Here is a 20,052-nt window from a genome sequence, read left to right as displayed (position 1 = left end):
CTACTCTAGTTTACTAGTAAGATACAGTTTTTCTTTTTCATTTAGTTTAGGCAATAACGCAATAATTCTATCTTTATAGGCTTCATCTTTTAACAACTCATCAAATAATGCTCTGGCAAATTTCTTAAACTGCCAACTATGGTGCATACTAGCCTTCGCTAAATCTTCTAAGTTGGTATCTGTTAATCCAAAAGTTTGAAACAAATATTGAAAAGCTGTTTCACGTGTTTTAGGATCATATTTAGGATTGGTATAACTCCCTAATTCATCAAAATAGTCTTTGGTTTTTAAACTGTTATAATCTTCAGTAACCAAGGCTAGTGTTAGCCATAATAGACGCACATTTTTATCAGAGAAACCAATGATATCTTTTGTTTGGTCTAAATACGTGTTTCTTTTCTCAGGAAAGTTTAAAAAGAGCCGGTATAAACTGTTTTCAATAGTACTATAGCTTTGGTCTTCTAATAGCGATTCAAAATCTGTTTGCAATTCTGTGGGGATTTGAATGGTTTTTAAACTTAATGCTTGCCGTAACATCAAATCATTTGACGCTATAATCTTCCTCATAAAGTCTATGGAGAACAGTTCAGCATATGTAAATATCAATCGCTTCTTAAATTCTATAGAATCAGATTCATCATAGGCATTTTCAATCAAAACTAACTGAGCTTTTTTATCAGCAACCTTATTTATTGATTCCTGTAGACTTATAAAATCGGAAATACTAGATGAATTATTTTTTAAATAGTCATACACCACAGCCACTGGAAATTCCGTGTTTTCCAACCAGATTTCATTAAAATTACTTAATGATTGCCCATTCGCTTGCTCTATCTCAACAAGAAAATCATTTATTTTTACATTCTTAAATTTATATTTTTCTAGGTAGTTCTGTATTCCCTTTTTAAATGATTCGGTTCCTACTTCTTCTTTTAACAAGGCTAGAGCCCATGCTCCTTTTTCATAAAAAGTAAGACTGCTTGCTTTTGGATCTTTTAATGACTCTCCTTTTCCTTCTTTAGACTGTTGCTTTAAGGTTTCTGCAGTATCAAATAGTTTCCAAAAATAATACTCGGCGCCAAATAGTTCTTTTTCTGCTAAAAGTGCGTAATAGGTCGCAAAGCCTTCTTGTAGCCAATGATGCTGACCGTCAGTTTCTGTTACAAGGTTTCCAAACCATTGGTGCGCTAATTCGTGTGCGTTTATATTGACGTAATTACGATCTATAAAAGTAATAGAATCTATCATGTAGGCATCAGAAAAAATAGTAGTTGTTGTATTTTCCATTCCTGCATAAAGGAAATCTTTTACTGGTATTTGTTTGTAATTTTGCCAAGGATAAGGAACGCCAATTTCGGAAACTAAAAAATCAAAAATTTCTTTTGTATATCGATAAGTAGGCTCTACTTTCTGTTGATCTTTAGGGTAATAATATAGTTCTAATGGTACAGCATCCGCGCTGGTTACCACTTTCTTATCATAATTAGCTATGGAAAAAGCTAAAAGATAACTACTCATAGGTTGCACCATATCATAGGACCAAGTGGTCGTATTGTTAGCATTTTTTTTAGAGTGTACTAAATTACCATTGGCAATTACCTGATACGTAGAATCAAATGTTATTTCTGTATCAAATACTACTTTTTCATTCATATCATCAAAGCTAGGAAGCCAATGACTTGTATATTTACCTTGCCCTTGTGTCCAAATTTGCTTGTTCTTATTGGCATCATCTTCCCAACCAATAAAATATACCGTTTGTGTAGGTTGGACTTCATAAGATAGTTGTAACTGCTGAGCTCCGCCCTTTTTAAATTTTTTTCTAATGATGATGTGCTTGTCATCAACACTATATTTTACTTTTTTATTATTAAGTCGTACGGTGGTAAATGTGAAGTTTTTAGCATCTAAAAAAATACTATCCACCGGTTTCAAGATATCAAAAGTGTAGGTTACGGTCCCATTTACCTGCTTCTGCTCAGGAACAACGGTTATGGAAAGGTCTCCAGAAATAAAATCTACCGATTTCTGTTCTTGAGCTGATAGCGTAATTGAAAGGAAAAGACAAAAACTTATAAATAAATGACGCATATTTTAATAAAATTCAAAATGAATACCAAAATAAGCAATTTGGTTTTTGTTCCTTTGTTTCTATCTACTATTTTAGTCCAATGAATGCAAATTTTTTACAAACTCCCATTGCTTATTTAAAAGGTGTTGGTCCAAATAGGGCAAATACGTTGCAGTCAGAGCTTGGCATTCAAACATACCAAGATCTAATTAATCTGTTTCCCCATCGGTATATAGATAAAACACAGTATTATAAGATTAATCTGTTACAACAAAACTCTTCTGAGGTTCAGGTAGTTGGTAAAATTACCCATATTAAATCTGTAGCGCAAAAAAAAGGGAATCGCCTCGTAGCTACTTTTTTAGATGATACAGGTAAGATGGAATTAGTATGGTTCAGAGGACAGAAATGGATTCGTGAGAATTTAAAGCTGAATGTACCTTATGTAATTTTTGGAAAAACTAATTTTTACAATGGTACTTTTTCTATGCCGCACCCTGAAATGGAATTACTTGCGGATCATGAAAAGGGTTTAAAGATATACATGCAACCCGTATATCCGTCTACAGAGAAACTGAGTAATAAAGGAATTACCAATAGAGTATTAAGTAAGTTAATTCAGCAGATTTTTGTAGAACTGAATGGGAAGTTTACAGAAGCACTGTCTCCTAAAATTATAGAAGAACTTCATTTAATTTCTAAGAGTGAAGCGATGTTTAATATTCACTTCCCTAAGAATCAAGAACTTTTAGCTAAAGCACAATTCCGATTAAAATTTGAAGAGCTTTTTTATATTCAACTGCAGCTTATTGCTAAGAATATGTTGCATAAAAAGCGTATTAAAGGCTTTCCTTTTGACAAAGTTGGTACTATTTTTAATGATTTTTACAGTAATCATTTGCCATTTGATCTTACCAATGCTCAGAAACGGGTACTAAAAGAAATTAGATCAGATCTTGGGAGCAATGCCCAAATGAATCGCTTATTGCAAGGTGATGTTGGTTCTGGTAAAACAATTGTTGCTTTAATGGCGATGTTATTAGCAATTGACAATGGATTTCAAGCCTGCTTGATGGCTCCTACAGAGATTTTAGCGAATCAGCATTATGTAGGCATTCAAGAGCTATTAGAAGGTGTAGGCATTACGGTTTCACTATTAACAGGTTCCGTGAAAAAATCTTCTAGGAAAGTCATACACGAGCAGTTAGAAAGTGGGGAACTTCAAATTTTAATAGGCACCCATGCCCTATTGGAGGATAAAGTGCAGTATAAGAACTTAGGCCTAGCGATTGTGGATGAACAGCATCGTTTTGGTGTTGCGCAGCGTTCTAAATTATGGCATAAGAATACGATACCACCACATGTTTTAGTAATGACAGCCACCCCAATACCTAGAACCTTGGCGATGAGTTTGTATGGCGATTTAGATATTTCTGTGATTGATGAATTACCTCCAGGAAGGAAACCTATAAAAACGGTGCATCGGTATGATTCTAACCGATTAAAAGTGTTTCAGTTTATCCGAGATGAAATAAAAAAAGGAAGACAGATTTATGTAGTTTATCCTTTAATTCAAGAGTCAGAAGCTTTGGATTATAAGGATTTAATGGATGGCTATGAAAGTATTGCAAGAGATTTTCCACAACCTGAATATCAAATTTCCATTGTGCATGGGCAAATGAAACCTGTGGATAAAGAATATGAAATGCAGCGTTTTGTAAAGGGCGAAACGCAAATAATGGTGGCGACAACAGTTATAGAAGTGGGCGTTAACGTTCCCAATGCTTCTGTAATGATTATAGAAAGTGCGGAACGCTTTGGATTATCGCAATTGCACCAATTGCGCGGGCGTGTTGGCCGTGGGGCAGACCAAAGTTTTTGTATTCTGATGACCAGTTTTAAGCTATCTACCGAAGCAAAAACGAGGTTGGAAACGATGGTACGTACCAATGATGGTTTTGAAATCGCAGAGGTCGATTTAAAGCTCCGTGGTCCTGGAGATTTAATGGGAACCCAGCAAAGTGGTATGCTAAATCTAAAGATTGCAGATATAGTCAGAGACAATGATATTCTAAAAACAGCCCGTTACTATGCATTACAACTCTTAAAAGACGATCCGACCCTCGCCAAAGATGAGAATGCTGTAATCAACTATACTTACGCACAATTAATTACGCACAAGAATATTTGGAAGTATATTAGTTAGTTCAAAATTTAACTATGGATAAGTGACAACGGCTCTGATTATTCCTGAATTTCCAGAAGTATTGATAACACTTAATGTATATGTATAGATGCCTGAAGAGTACGAAATTGTATTTCGCAATCCTGGAACGCTAGTATTACTAGTGTTTGCGGTATATTGAGTACTACCTATTATAAAGGTAGCATTCGAATTTGCTCCTACACCTGTTATTAATGTGGCAGCTAAGGTAAATATAGTCGGGCTACCAGTGATAATTAAATCACCTGTAACACTTATGCTGCCAGTACCAAATGTATCAGAAATATTACTTCCTTCAGTAAAAATAACAAAGTCTCTTGCGTTCACAGTAAATGAACTGGTATTCGTTAAAGAACCATCACTTACTGTTAGGGAAGCATTATATACTCCCGTAGTAGTATATGTATGATTTGGATTTACTTCAGTGGAGGAACCACCATCTCCAAAATCCCATAAATAAGTTATTGGATTACTATCTGGGTCACTAGAACTATCTCCTGCAAAGTCAAATATATATTGAGATATTCCTGTTCTTTGCACAGATGTTGCCACGGCTGTTGGAGCTTGATTGGCAGGAGCAGTTACGGTTATTGTTATTGTCACCTCAGAACTTGATAAAGAAGGTGTTCCATCATCAGTAACTGTAAGTGTTACGGTATACGTTCCTACGGTTGTAAAGGTATGAGAAGGATTGGCTGTTGTTGCTGTAGTGCTATCACCAAAATCCCAAGTATAGGTTAATATATCGCCTGCATCTGGATCAGAAGAAGTATCTCCTGTAAACTGTACCGCTAAAGAAGCTTCTCCAGAAGTTACATCTGAACTTGCTACCGCCGTTGGAGCTTGATTGGCAGGAGTATTTACGGTTATTGTTATTGTCGCCTCAGAACTAGACAAAGCTGGTGTTCCATCATCGGTAACTGTAAGCGTTACATCATATGTTCCCGGTGTAGTAAAGGTGTGAGAAGGATTGGCAGTTGTAGCTGTGCTTCCATCTCCAAAATCCCAGGCGTAGGTTAATGTATCTCCAGTATCTGGATCAGTTGAAGTATCTCCTGTAAATTGCACATCTAGAGAAGCTTCTCCTGTAATTATATTTGAACTTACTACCGCCGTTGGAGCTTGATTGGCAGGAGTATTTACGGTTATTGTTATTGTCGCCTCAGAACTAGACAAAGCTGGTGTTCCATTATCGGTAACGGTAAGCGTTACATCATATGTTCCCGCAGTTGTAAAGGTATGAGAAGGATTAGCAGTTGTAGCTGTAGTTCCATCTCCAAAATCCCAAGCATAGGTTAATATATCGCCAGTATCTGGATCAGAAGAAGTATCTCCTGTAAATTGTACCGCTAAAGAAGCTTCTCCTGTAATTATATCGGAGGTTGCTACAGCTGTTGGAGCTTTATTGGCAGGAGCAATTACTGTTATTGTTATTGTCACCTCAGAACTTGACAAAGCCGGTGTTCCATCATCGGTAACGGTAAGCGTTACATTATATGTTCCAGCTGTTGTAAAGGTATGAGAAGGATTAGCAGTTGTAGCTGTAGTTCCGTCTCCAAAATCCCAAGCATATGTTAATGTATCTCCAGTATCTGGATCAGAAGAAGTGTCTCCTGTAAATTGTACTGCTAAAGAAGGAGCGCCAGAAGTTACATCTGAACTTGCTACCGCGTTTGGAGCTTGATTTGTATCTGTTACAATTATCGTGATAGTATCCGTACTAGTTAAAGCTGGTGTTCCATCATCAGTAACTGTAAGTGTTACGGTATACGTTCCTGCAGTTGTAAAGGTATGAGAAGTATTGGCCGTTGTAGCTGTATTTCCATCTCCAAAATCCCAAGCATATGTTAATGTATCTCCAGTATCTGGATCAGAAGAAGTGTCTCCTGTAAATTGAACTGCTAAAGAAGGAGCGCCAGAAGTTACATCTGAAGTTGCTATAGCTGTTGGAGCTTGGTTTGCGGAAGGAACTGTTACGTTTACCGTATAAGTTTGAATTGTTTCATCTTGAGCCGTAACTGTATAAATTACTGGATTCGTAAAATCTTGACTTGTTTCTGATTCCGGCGAAACACTTGCTCCTGTATGAATAATAACTGGTGACAATGTAGTTAAGTCAGTTCCTTCTGGAAGTTCTATAGTAATATCCGTTCCAACTATGGTACCTTCTACTCCATTTACTATAAAAGAAGTAATTTCTTTTTCTGTAGAAAGTTCATCAACCACTTCAAAACTTACGGTTTGAAGTAGTTCTTGTCCGTTTGAATCTTTCAATAAAAACTCTAAAGTTGTTTGTCCTAGTTCTGTAGAAACATACGTTAAGGTATACGTTCCAGGTGTAATACTAACAAATTCATTAAGGGTTTCATTCGCTCCACTAGGAGAAGATGTTATTGTACCTGTACCTTGAGTAAAGGAATAATTCCGTTCATAGGTAACTCCTGTAGTGGTAGTTTCACTCCCTAAAGTAATACTAATATCTTGTGAGCCACCCAACAAAACTTGTCCTGTAGGTCCTGTAGCAGTCCAAGAAACAGGAACATCACTAATAACATAAGATACAGTAACCTGCTCCTGAAAACCAAAAGTATCTTCAGCGGTAAAGGTTAACGAATGATCTCCTATAGTTGTTGGGATATAATTTAAACTAGCAGATAATGGACTCAACCCTACTTTTTCTCCTTCGGAAATAGTAGCTCCGGATTCATCTTGAAAATATCCTTGGCCTGTATTAATCTTGTACGAATAGGAATAAGAATATCCTTCCACGAGTTCTTCTGGAGTTACAGTAATAGAAGTAGCGAGCGGTGAATTAATAAAACCATCTGCTACATGAGTTTCTGAAATTTCAAATTCTACTTCAGTGTATAGCCCAACCTCTTTAGTACAGGCTATTATTATAGTGAGGACTAAGCTTAGATATATCGCTAAAGTTTTGAACTTCTTCATACTCAAATTATTAATTTAATTACAAGCAGAGCCATCTTGAACAATAAAGTTTATTGTTTCTACCTGATCTGGTAAGCCTAAGTTGTTTGAAACTGTAAATTCAAATTCCATATACTCACAATTCGTAAAAGGTCCTTCTAAAATTCCTGTGGAAATATTTGGATCGACCGTAAATTCACTACCCACGATGTGTGAAGTGCTGTTGTAGGTTAAAAAGGTAACATTTGGAAGACCAGTTTTATCCTTATAACTCATAGTAAATTGAATATTTTGAGCTAGTGCCGTAGAATTCGGAGTTATTCTAAAAGTTAAAGCCTGTGTAGTTGTTGTAACTGTGGGAGGGATTGGATCAATACTAAATGTATAACTAGGAAATGTTGGAGGCAATACTGTTAATGTTATACTATCTTGCAAATTACCATCTAGAGTTGTTACCGTAATAATCACATCACCATCACTTACACCTGTAACCACACCACTTGCACTAACAGTTGCTTTTCCTGGATTACTACTAACCCAAGAAACATTCTGATTTGTTGCATTGGAAGGTGTTATAATTCTTGTTAAGGAGATAGTTCTACCTATAGCGACTGTGGAGCCACTTCTATTTTCAATAGCTACACTAGTTACAGCTATCGGAGCAGCATCTACTGTAATAAGAGATGTTGCTATTTTATTTCCATCATCCGTAGTCACTGTAATAATTGTATTACCAACTCCAACCCCAGTTACTACACCACTGGCGTTCACAGTTGCAGCATCAGTATTACTAGAGGACCAAGATACTGCTTGATTACTTGCATTGCTTGGTTCTATATCAGCTGTTAAAGTGGCTGTAGTACCGTTAATAATGGTTAATGTTGGTGGGGTCAAATTAACTCCAGTTACTGATATAGGAGCAGCATCTACTGTAATAAGAGATGTTGCTATTTTATCTCCATCATCCGTAGTCACTGTAATAATTGTATTACCAACTCCAACTCCAGTTACTACACCACTAGCGTTCACAGTTGCAGCATCAGTATTACTGGAGGACCAGAATACTGCTTGATTACTTGCATTGCTTGGTTCTATATCAGCTGCTAAAGTGGCTGTAGTACCATTAATAATTGTTAATGTTGGTGGGGTCAAATTAACTCCAGTTACTGGTATAGGAGCAGCATCTACTGTAATGAGAGATGTCGCTATTTTATTACCATCATTGGTAGTTACCGTAATAGTTGTATTACCAACTCCCACTCCGGTTACGACACCACTAGCGTTCACAGTTGCGACACTAGTATTACTAGAAGACCAAGATACTAATTGATTACTTGCATTATTCGGTATAAGATTAGCTATTAAAGTAGTCGTAGCTCCTTCAATTATAGTTATTGTTGGCGGCGTCAAATTAACCCCAGTTACCAGTATAGGAACTGCATTCACTGTAATAAGATTATTAGCAGAAAAATTACCATCAACTGTTGTAACTGTAATAATAGCTGTTCCTGTCCCTACTCCTGTAACTACACCCGTTGCATCCACTGTCGCTATAGCATCATCACTAGAAGACCATGTCACATTTTGATTAGTAGCATTAGAAGGAGTAATAGTTTCTACTAGTGTCGTTGTACTTCCGTTAATAATAGTTATAGAAGTTGGATCAATTGTTATTCCTGTAACAGCTATAGAAGCAGCTTCTACGGTTACTAAAGAAGTAGCTGTAAATCCGCCATCTTGGGTTGTTACCGTAATTTTGGCTTCTCCAATACCTACACTAGATACTAATCCACTAGCATTGACTGTAGCCACACTCGTATTATCAGAGGACCAAGTCACATTTTGATTGCTAGCATTAGCAGGAGCAATAGTTTCTGTTAATGTTGTTGTACTTCCATCCGTGATTGTTATGGATGTCGGTGAAATAGAAACACTAGTTACAGCTATTGAAGCAGCTTCTACGGTTACTAAAGAAGTAGCTGTAAATCCGCCATCTTGGGTTGTTACCGTAATTTTGGCTTCTCCAATACCTACACTAGATACTAATCCACTAGCATTGACAGTAGCCACACTCGTATTATCAGAAGACCAAGTTACATTTTGATTGGTAGCATTAGCCGGAGTAATAGTTTCCGTTAATGTTGTGGTACTTCCATTGGTAATGGTTATCGCTGTTGGATCAACCGTTATTCCTGTTACGGCAAAAGTTGCAGCTTGAACCGTGATAGTCGAAGTAGCTGTAAATGCTCCATCTTCAGTAGTTACTGTGATGGTGGCAGTTCCTATTGCATTTCCTGTTACCACACCAGCAGCACTCACGGATGCAATAGCATCATCACTAGAAGACCAAGTCACATTTTGATTGGTAGCATTAGCAGGAGCAATAGTTTCCGTTAATGTTGTGGTACTTCCATTGGTAATGGTGATTGATGTTGGATCAACCGTTATTCCTGTTACGGCAACGGTTGCAGCTTGAACCGTGATAGTCGAAGTAGCTGTAAATGCTCCATCTTCAGTAGTTACTGTGATGGTGGCAGTTCCTATTGCGTTTCCTGTAACGACACCAGCAGCATTGACAGTAGCCATACTCGTATTATCAGAAGACCAAGTTACATTTTGATTGGTAGCATTAGCAGGAGTAATAGTTTCCGTTAATGTTGTGGTACTTCCATTGGTAATGGTGATTGATGTTGGATCAACCGTTATTCCTGTTACGGCAACGGTTGCAGCTTGAACCGTGATAGTCGAAGTAGCTGTAAATGCTCCATCTTCAGTAGTTACTGTGATGGTGGCAGTTCCTATTGCATTTCCTGTTACCACACCAGTAGCACTCACGGATGCAATAGCATCATCACTAGAAGTCCAAGTCACATTTTGATTGGTAGCATTAGCAGGAGTAATAGTTTCCGTTAATGTTGTGGTACTTCCATTAGTAATGGTAATTACTGTTGGATCAACCGTTATTCCTGTTACGGCAAAGGTTGCAGCCTGAACCGTTATAGTCGAAGTAGCTGTAAACCCTCCATCTTCAGTAGTTACTGAGATGGTGGCAGTTCCTATTGTGTTTCCTGTAACGACACCAGCAGCATTTACGGATGCAATAGCATCATCACTAGAAGACCATGTCACATTTTGATTGGTAGCATTAGCAGGAGCAATAGTTTCCGTTAATGTTGTGGTACTTCCATTGGTAATGGTGATTGATGTTGGATCAATCGTTATTCCTGTTACGGCAACGGTTGCAGCTTGAACGGTTATAGTCGACGTAGCTGTAAATCCTCCATCTTCAGTAGTTACTGAGATGGTGGCAGTTCCTGTTGTGTTTCCTGTTACCACACCAGCAGCATTTACGGATGCAATAGCATCATCACTAGAAGACCAAGTCACATTTTGATTGGTAGCATTAGCAGGAGCAATAGTTTCCGTTAATGTTGTGGTACTTCCATTAGTAATGGTGATTGATGTTGGATCAACCGTTATTCCTGTTACGGCAACGGTTGCAGCCTGAACCGTGATAGTCGAAGTTGCTGTGAATGCTCCATCTTCAGTAGTTACTGTGATGGTGGCAGTTCCTATTGCATTTCCTGTTACCACACCAGCAGCACTCACGGATGCAATAGCATCATCACTAGAAGACCAAGTCACATTTTGATTGGTAGCATTAGCAGGAGCAATAGTTTCCGTTAATGTTGTGGTACTTCCATTAGTAATGGTAATTACTGTTGGATCAACCGTTATTCCTGTTACGGCAAAGGTTGCAGCCTGAACCGTGATAGTCGAAGTTGCCGTAAAGTCGCCATCTTCCGTAGTTACTGTAATTGTAGCCGATCCTATTGCATTTCCTGTTACCACACCAGCAACACTCACGGATGCAATAGCATCATCACTAGAAGACCAAGTCACATTTTGATTGGTAGCATTAGCAGGAGCAATAGTTTCCGTTAATGTTGTGGTACTTCCATTAGTAATGGTAATTACTGTTGGATCAACCGTTATTCCTGTTACGGCAAAGGTTGCAGCCTGAACCGTGATAGTCGAAGTAGCTGTAAATGCTCCATCTTCAGTAGTTACTGTGATGGTGGCAGTTCCTGTTGTGTTTCCTGTAACGACACCAGCAGCACTCACGGATGCAATAGCATCATCACTAGAAGACCAAGTCACATTTTGATTGGTAGCATTGGCAGGAAGTATTACAGCGCTTAAATTTTCTGTTCCCCCGATATTAATTGTTATAGGGTTTGGAGTTATCGCTACACTAGCTACAGAAACATTGCTACTACAATTCACCGTATACGCTTGTATCGTTTCATCTTGAGCAGTAACCGTATAAATTACAGGACTAGAAAAGTCTTGATTTGTTTCTGATTCCGGAGAAATACTTGCTCCAGTATGTATAATTACGGGTGCTAAAGCAGTCAAATCGGTTCCTTCAGGAAGTAACACATCAATAGTAGTTCCCGTAATTGTCCCTGCTACTCCGTTTACTATAAATGAAGTAATTTCTTTTTCACTAGAAAGTTCATCCACAACTTCAAAGGTAACGGTAGTTATTAATTCTTGCTCATTGCTATCTCTTAATAAGAACTCAATCGTTGTAACCCCTAATTCATTAGAAATATACTCCAATTCATAAGTTCCTGGTTCAATGCTTACAAAATCATTCACCGCAATAGTATTGCTTTCAGGAGCTGCGGTATATAAATTACCAGAGCCTTCAGAGAACGAATAATTTCTTTGGTAGGTCGCGCCTGTTACAGCCGCTTCATTTCCTAAGGTTACCGTAATACTTTGAGAGCTCCCTAATAGCACTGGACCTGTAGGTCCTTCGGCTGTCCACGTAACTGGAATATTAGTAATGGTATAGGTAAGTGTAATTTCTTTTGTAAATCCAAAAGTATCAGATGCGGTAAAGGTTACCGAATGATTTCCTATAGCTGTTGGAATATAATCTAATGAAGCTGATAGTGGATTAAAAGAGGCCTTTACTCCTTCTTCAATTGTAGTACCATCAACAGCTTCAAAATATCCCGCTCCAGAGTTTATTTTATACGAAAAAGAATAACTAAGATCTTCTAATAGTTCCTCAGGAGTAATTGTTAGAAAAGTAGCTAGAGGTGTACTTATAAACCCATCAGCTTCATGTTCTTCCGTGATTTCAAATTCTACTTCTGTATATAAGCCCACTTCTTTGGTACAAGCAATAATTAAAGCTAGTAAGGCAATTGAGGCTAGTATATATTTAGTTGTGGATTTCATTGTAAATGTTTGTATATTCTTAATTATTGAGGTATTCCATTGTCAGCGGTCATATGAATATCAAATGATGGTCCCTCATTATTACTTATTGTAACATCTGAAAATGATACACCAATGGTAGCCCTATGTTGTCCTGTAAAACTAATGGAGCCAGAAGGTGGCATTATTATTATCACGCTATCAGAGTCCATAAATTCTTCATTATCGAATCCATTCCAAGTAGTGTCTAAATTTATGTCTTGAGCTATTACATTTGCTAAACCTTTTCCCATTCCTTCAGAACGTAATGTTACAGTCACTGTGGATCCAGAGGGAGCTGTGTATATTCCCGTAGAAAGGTCAAATGTAACTGAGGGCAACGGTTGTGGATTAACATTAACTTCTACTTCTGCGAAGTTTTCACTACCTAAATTATCGGTTGCTGTAAGTCTAAAGATATAGGTACCTGCAATTAAACCTGTTATGGAAGTCGATGCAGCAGAAGGTGTTGCAATCGTTGCTCCTCCTCCACTTATTTTAGTCCAAGTGTAAGTTGCTATTCCATCTGTATCAGTAGCAGATCCAACTAACATTACTGAATTTGTAGGTAATGTAATTGTTTGATTTGAACCGGCATTAACTGTTGGTAAAGTTATTGGCGCAGGATTAACATTGACTTCTACTTCTGCGAAGTTTTCACTACCTACATTATCGGTTGCTGTAAGTCTAAAGATATAGGTACCTGCAATTAAACCGGTTACGGAAGTCGATGCAGCAGAAGGTGTTTCAATCGTTGCTCCTCCTCCACTTATTATAGTCCAAGTGTAAGTTGCTATTCCATCCGCATCGGTAGCAGATCCTGCTAACATCACTGAATTTGTCGGTAATGTAATTGTTTGGTTTGAACCAGCATTAACCGTTGGTAAAGTTATTGGCGCAGGATTAACAATAACCTCTACTTCTGCAAAGTTTTCACTACCTAAATTATCGGTTGCTGTAAGTCTAAAGATATATGTGCCTTCTACTAAATTGGTTACTAAAGTTGACGCTGCAGTTGGCGTAACAATTGTAGCTCCTATTCCACTTATCTTAGTCCATGTGTAAGAGGCTATTCCATCCGCATCGGTAGCAGATCCTGTTAATGTGACTGAGTTTGAAGGTAAAGTAATTATCTGATTAATACCAACGGTAACATTTGGTAATGTTATGGTCATAGCCTCTATGGTTATGTTTGACGTATCTGTTTTATTCCCATCATCTGTAGTTACCGTAATCATTGTGTTTCCAGCTCCAATTCCAGTTACTACTCCGCTTGCATCAACAGTCGCCACAGTTATATCACCTGAACTCCAAATTACATCTTTATTTGTAGCATTTGCTGGTAAAATAGTTTCATTTAAAATTGTTGTATTCCCTTCAGTTATCGTTATCGAGGTAGGATTAAGACTAACACTTGTAACTGATACTGGAGCAGAATCTACAGTAACTAGAGAATTGGCGAAAAAATTACCATCTTCAGTAGTAATTGTAATAATAGCAGATCCTACTCCTACTCCTGTCACCAGTCCTGTTGCATTTACGGTTGCAATAGCATTGTCACTAGAAGACCAGATCACATTTTGATTGGTAGCATTAGAAGGATTAATAGTTTCTACTAATGTCGTTGTACTTCCGTTAATAATAGTTATAGAAGTTGGATCAATTGTTATTCCTGTAACAGCTATAGAAGCAGCTTCTACGGTTACTAAAGAAGTAGCTGTAAATCCACCATCTTGAGTTGTTACTGTAATTTTGGCTTCTCCAGTACCTACACCAGTCACTACTCCACTGGTATTAACGGTAGCCACACTCGTATTATCAGAACTCCAAGTAACGGTTTGATTGGTAGCATTAGCAGGAGCAATAGTTTCCGTTAATGTTGTGGTACTTCCATTAGTAATGGTAATTACTGTTGGATCAACCGTTATTCCTGTTACGGCAAAGGTTGCAGCCTGAACCGTGATAGTCGAAGTAGCTGTAAACCCTCCATCTTCAGTAGTTACTGTGATGGTGGAAGTTCCTATTGCATTTCCTGTTACCACACCAGTAGCACTCACGGATGCAATAGCATCATCACTAGAAGTCCAAGTCACATTTTGATTGGTAGCATTAGCAGGAGTAATAGTTTCCGTTAATGTTGTGGTACTTCCATTGGTAATGGTTATCGCTGTTGGGGCAACCGTTATTCCTGTTACGGCAACGGTTGCAGCTTGAACCGTTATAGTCGAAGTAGCTGTAAACCCTCCATCTTCAGTAGTTACTGAGATGGTGGCAGTTCCTATTGTGTTTCCTGTAACGACACCAGCAGCATTTACGGATGCAATAGCATCATCACTAGAAGACCATGTCACATTTTGATTGGTAGCATTAGCCGGAGTAATAGTTTCCGTTAATGTTGTGGTACTTCCATTGGTAATGGTGATTGATGTTGGACCAATCGTTATTCCTGTTACGGCAACGGTTGCAGCTTGAACGGTTATAGTCGACGTAGCTGTAAATCCTCCATCTTCAGTAGTTACTGAGATGGTGGCAGTTCCTGTTGTGTTTCCTGTTACCATACCAGCAGCATTTACGGATGCAATAGCATCATCACTAGAAGTCCAAGTCACATTTTGATTGGTAACATTAGCCGGAGTAATAGTTTCCGTTAATGTTGTGGTACTTCCATTGGTAATGGTGATTGATGTTGGATCAACCGTTATTCCTGTTACGGCAACGGTTGCAGCTTGAACCGTGATAGTCGAAGTTGCTGTGAATGCTCCATCTTCAGTAGTTACTGTGATGGTGGCAGTTCCTATTGCATTTCCTGTTACCACACCAGCAGCACTCACGGATGCAATAGCATCATCACTAGAAGACCAAGTCACATTTTGATTGGTAGCATTAGCCGGAGTAATAGTTTCCGTTAATGTTGTGGTACTTCCATTGGTAATGGTGATTGATGTTGGATCAACCGTTATTCCTGTTACGGCAAAGGTTGCAGCCTGAACCGTGATAGTCGAAGTTGCCGTAAAGTCGCCATCTTCCGTAGTTACTGTAATTGTAGCCGATCCTATTGCATTTCCTGTTACCACACCAGCAGCACTCACGGATGCAATAGCATCATCACTAGAAGACCAAGTCACATTTTGATTGGTAGCATTAGCAGGAGCAATAGTTTCCGTTAATGTTGTGGTACTTCCATTGGTAATGGTTATCGCTGTTGGATCAACCGTTATTCCTGTTACGGCAAAGGTTGAAGCCTGAACCGTGATAGTTGAAGTTGCTGTAAAGTCGCCATCTTCAGTAGTTACTGTAATTGTAGCCGATCCTGTTGTGTTTCCTGTTACCACACCAGCAGCACTCACGGATGCAATAGCATCATCACTAGAAGACCAAGTCACATTTTGATTGGTAGCATTGGCAGGAAGTATTACAGCGCTTAAATTTTCTGTTCCCCCGATATTAATTGTTATAGGGTTTGGAGTTATCGCTACACTAGCTACAGAAACATTGCTACTACAATTCACCGTATACGCTTGTATCGTTTCATCTTGAGCAGTAACCGTATAAATTACAGGACTAGAAAAGTCTTGATTTGTTTCTGATTCCGGAGAAATACTTGCTCCAGTATGTATAATTACGGGTGCTAAAGCAGTCAAATCGGTTCCTTCAGGAAGTACAACATCAATAGTAGTTCCCGTAATTGTCCCTGCTACTCCGTTTACTATAAATGAAGTAATTTCTTTTTCACTAGAAAGTTCATCCACAACTTCAAAGGTAACGGTAGTTATTAATTCTTGCTCATTGCTATCTCTTAATAAGAACTCAATCGTTGTAACCCCTAATTCATTAGAAATATATTCCAATTCATAAGTTCCTGGTTCAATGCTTACAAAATCATTCACCGCAATAGTATTGCTTTCAGGAGCTGCGGTATATAAATTACCAGAGCCTTCAGAGAACGAATAATTTCTTTGGTAGGTCGCGCCTGTTACAGCCGCTTCATTTCCTAAGGTTACCGTAATACTTTGAGAGCTCCCTAATAGCACTGGACCTGTAGGTCCTTCGGCTGTCCACGTAACTGGAATATTAGTAATGGTATAGGTAAGTGTAATTTCTTTTGTAAATCCAAAAGTGTCCGATGCTGTAAAGGTTACCGAATGATTTCCTATAGCTGTTGGAATATAATCTAATGAAGCTGATAAAGGATTAAAAGAAGCCTTTTCTCCTTCTTGAATTATACTTCCGTCAACAGCTTCAAAATACCCCACTCCAGAATTTATTTTATACGAAAAAGAATAACTAAGATCTTCTAATAGTTCCTCAGGAGTAATTGTTAGAAAAGTAGCTAGCGGTGTACTGATAAACCCATCAGTTTCATGTTCTTCCGTGATTTCAAATTCTACTTCTGTATATAAGCCAACTTCTTTGGTACAGGCTATGATTAAAGCTAGTAGAGCAATTGAGGCTAGTATATATTTAGTTGTGGTTTTCATATAATATACTTATCGTGGAATAGTATTATTCAAATTTATGGACAAGCTGCAAATCCAGTATTAATTAAAAAACTAACTGTTCTCGTTTGATCTGGTAATACAAGGTTTGTAGAGACTATAAATTCAAATTCTATATCGTTACATTCAGTAAAAGGTCCCTGAAGTATACCAGATGTAGTTCCCGAATTAACAATAAAACTACTGCCGACAATATGATCTTGATTATCATACTCAATAAAAGTAATATTAGCGAGACCAGATCTATCTTCATAACGCATAGTAAATTCTATTCCCTGTGCTATTGCCGCGGCATTTGGTATTATTCTAAAAGTTATATCTTGCGTAAAAGTCGTTACTGGATTAGGAATTGGGTCAATACTAAATGTATAGCCAGGCTCTTGAACTGGATCCAAAACTATTTCTACGGTATCAAATCCAGTGCCTCCTAGGTCATCTGTAACAGTTAATACAACGTTATATGTTCCTGGATCATCAAAAGTATGTGATGTAGCAGTTGGATTTATATTACTTATTATATTTCCTGTCGATCCAACATCACCAAAATTCCATTCATAATTTTCAATGGTTCCGTCAGTATCATCAGAACTTGCTACATTAAAAGTTATCGTTCTAGGGTAATCTGTTGTTGGAATCAAAATTCTATCTGTTATATCTACTGTTGGATTTTGATTTGGCACTACATTAATATCTATTGTAGCCATTGTAGTAGCTCCATCTTCATCTTCAATCGTATAGTCAAATCTATCATTCCCAGTAGTAGCAGTATATAATATAGATTGCCCTCCAGGAGCAATTGTTGCGCTACCATTAATAGGTGCATCTACCGCTATAATAGTTAAAACGGTTCCATCAGCATCACTATCATTATCAAGAACATCTAATGGATTATTTGGAGAATTTTCAATTACTGTAAATAAATCTGCCACAGCTATTGGAGCTTGATTGGCAGGAGCAATTACAGTTATTGTTATTGTTGCCTCAGAACTTGACAACGCTGGTGTTCCATCATCGGTAACAGTAAGCGTTACATCATAAGTTCCTGCGGTTGTAAAGGTATGAGAAGGATTGGCAGTTGTAGCTGTAGTTCCATCTCCGAAATTCCAAGCATAGGTTAATTCATCTCCAGTATCTGGATCAGAAGAAGTATCTCCTGTAAATTGCACGGCTAGGGAAGCTTCTCCCGTAAGTACATCTGAACTTACTACCGCTGTTGGAGCTTGATTGGCAGGAGCAGTTACAGTTATTGTTATTGCCACCTCAGAACTTGACAACGCCGGTGTTCCATCATCGGTAACGCTTAGCGTTACATCATAAGTTCCAGCTGTAGTAAATGTATGAGAAGGATTGGCAGTTGTAGCGGTGGTTCCATCTCCAAAATCCCAAGCATAAGTTAATACATCACCAGCATCTGGATCAGTTGAAGTATCTCCTGTAAATTGTACCGCTAAAGACGCTTCTCCTGTAATTATATCGGAAGTTGCTACAGCTGTTGGAGCTTGATTGGCAGGAGCATTTACGGTTATGGTTAGTGTAACCTCAGAACTTGACAAAGCTGGTGTTCCATCATCGGTAACGGTAAGCGTTACATCATATGTTCCAGCTGTTGTAAAGGTATGAGAAGGATTAGCAGTTGTAGCTGTAGTTCCGTCTCCGAAATCCCAAGCATATGTTAATGTATCTCCAGTATCTGGATCAGAAGAAGTGTCTCCTGTAAATTGTACTACTAAAGAAGGAGCGCCAGATGTTACATCTGAAGTTGCTACCGCGGTTGGAGCTTGATTTGCATCTGTTACAATTATCGTGATAGTATCCGTATTAGTTAGAACTGGTGTTCCATCATCAGTAATGGTAAGTGTTACAGTGTACGTTCCTGCTGTTGTAAAAGTGTGAGAAGGATTGGCTGTTGTAGCTGTGCTTCCGTCTCCAAAATCCCAGGCATATGTTAATGTATCTCCAGTATCTGGATCAGAAGAAGTATCTCCTGTAAATTGTACTACTAAAGAAGGAGCACCAGAAGTTACATCAGAACTTGCTATAGCTGTTGGAGCTTGGTTTGCGGAAGGAACTGTTACGTTTACCGTATAAGTTTGAATTGTTTGATCTTGAGCCGTAACCGTATAAATTACAGGACTAGAAAAATCTTGGCTTGTTTCTGATTCCGGCGAAATACTTGCTCCTGTATGAATAATAACTGGTGATAATGTATTTAAGTCAGTTCCTTCAGGAAGTTCTATAGTAATATCCGTTTCAACTATGGTACCTTCTACTCCATTTACTATAAATGAAGTAATTTCTTTTTCTGTAGAAAGTTCATCAACTACTTCAAAACTTACGGTCTGAAGTATTTCTTGTCCGTTTGAATCTTTCAACAGAAATTCTATTGAGATACTTCCTAATTCTGTAGAAACATACGTTAAGGTATACGTTCCTGGTGTAATACTAACAAATTCATTAAGGGTTTCATTCGCTCCACTAGGAGAAGATGTTATTGTACCTGTACCTTGAGTAAAGGAATAATTCCGTTCATAGGTAACTCCTGTAGTGGTAGTTTCACTCCCTAAAGTAATAGTAATATCTTGTGAACTACCCAACAAAACTTGTCCTGTAGGTCCTGTTGCCGTCCAAGAAATGGGAACATCACTAATAACATAAGATAAAGTAACCTGCTCCTGAAAACCAAAAGTATCTTCTGCGGTAAAAGTGATCGAGTGATCTCCTTTTTTTGTGGCAATATAATTTAATGAGGCTGATAATGGATTCAACCCAATTTTATCTCCTTCGGAAATAGTAGTTCCGGATTCATCTTGAAAATATCCTTCGCCTGTATTAATCTTGTACGAATAGGAATAAGAATATCCTTCCACGAGTTCTTCCGGAGTAACCGTAATGGAAGTAGAAAGAGGTGTATTGATAAAGCCATCTGCTACATGAGTTTCTGAAATTTCAAATTCCACTTCAGTGTATAGTCCTACTTCTTTTGTGCAGGCTATGATTATAGTGAGGAAAACAATAAAGCAAGTAATATATTTGTAATTTTTTTTCATAATATATTGAAT

At 38.0% G+C, this 20,052-nt stretch carries 6 protein-coding genes; 1 reads left to right on the top strand and 5 read right to left on the bottom strand.

Features of this window, described 5'->3' with window-relative positions:
* Entirely contained in the window at nt 1-2,091 is a 2,091-nt protein-coding gene (locus M666_RS15345; protein ID WP_029446555.1) for a M1 family metallopeptidase, read from the bottom strand.
* Nucleotides 2,092-2,171: 80 nt separating this feature from the next.
* On the opposite strand from M666_RS15345, the gene recG reads away from it, so the two are divergent.
* On the top strand, nt 2,172-4,277 hold the full coding sequence (gene recG / locus M666_RS15340; RefSeq protein ID WP_029446554.1) for an ATP-dependent DNA helicase RecG: 2,106 nt from the start codon (nt 2,172-2,174) through the stop codon (nt 4,275-4,277).
* A 12-nt stretch (nt 4,278-4,289) separates the two neighbouring features.
* Here recG and M666_RS20055 read toward each other — a convergent pair whose 3' ends face one another.
* From M666_RS20055 to M666_RS20040, 4 genes are read right to left on the bottom strand one after another with little or no spacing between them, the layout of a single operon-like run.
* Nucleotides 4,290-7,244 carry a PKD domain-containing protein gene (locus M666_RS20055; RefSeq protein ID WP_029446553.1) on the bottom strand — a complete coding sequence of 985 codons (2,955 nt, stop codon included), beginning with the start codon at nt 7,242-7,244 and terminating at the stop codon, nt 4,290-4,292.
* Between the two features lie 15 nt (nt 7,245-7,259).
* On the bottom strand, nt 7,260-12,479 hold the full coding sequence (locus M666_RS20050; protein WP_052206663.1) for a beta strand repeat-containing protein: 5,220 nt from the start codon (nt 12,477-12,479) through the stop codon (nt 7,260-7,262).
* A gap of 23 nt (nt 12,480-12,502) precedes the next feature.
* Nucleotides 12,503-16,975 (bottom strand): beta strand repeat-containing protein, encoded by a 4,473-nt coding sequence (locus M666_RS20045; RefSeq protein WP_052206662.1) that lies wholly within the window; start codon nt 16,973-16,975, stop codon nt 12,503-12,505.
* 35 nt (nt 16,976-17,010) lie between these two features.
* Nucleotides 17,011-20,040, bottom strand: a complete 3,030-nt coding sequence (locus tag M666_RS20040) for a PKD domain-containing protein (RefSeq protein WP_052206661.1) — start codon at nt 20,038-20,040, stop codon at nt 17,011-17,013.
* Nucleotides 20,041-20,052: the final 12 nt, after the last annotated feature.

Source organism: Cellulophaga baltica 18, assembly GCF_000468615.2.
GTDB lineage: Bacteria > Bacteroidota > Bacteroidia > Flavobacteriales > Flavobacteriaceae > Cellulophaga > Cellulophaga baltica.
The sequence above is the reverse complement of the archived record's forward strand: the minus strand, read 5'-3'. Positions and strand labels throughout refer to the sequence as shown.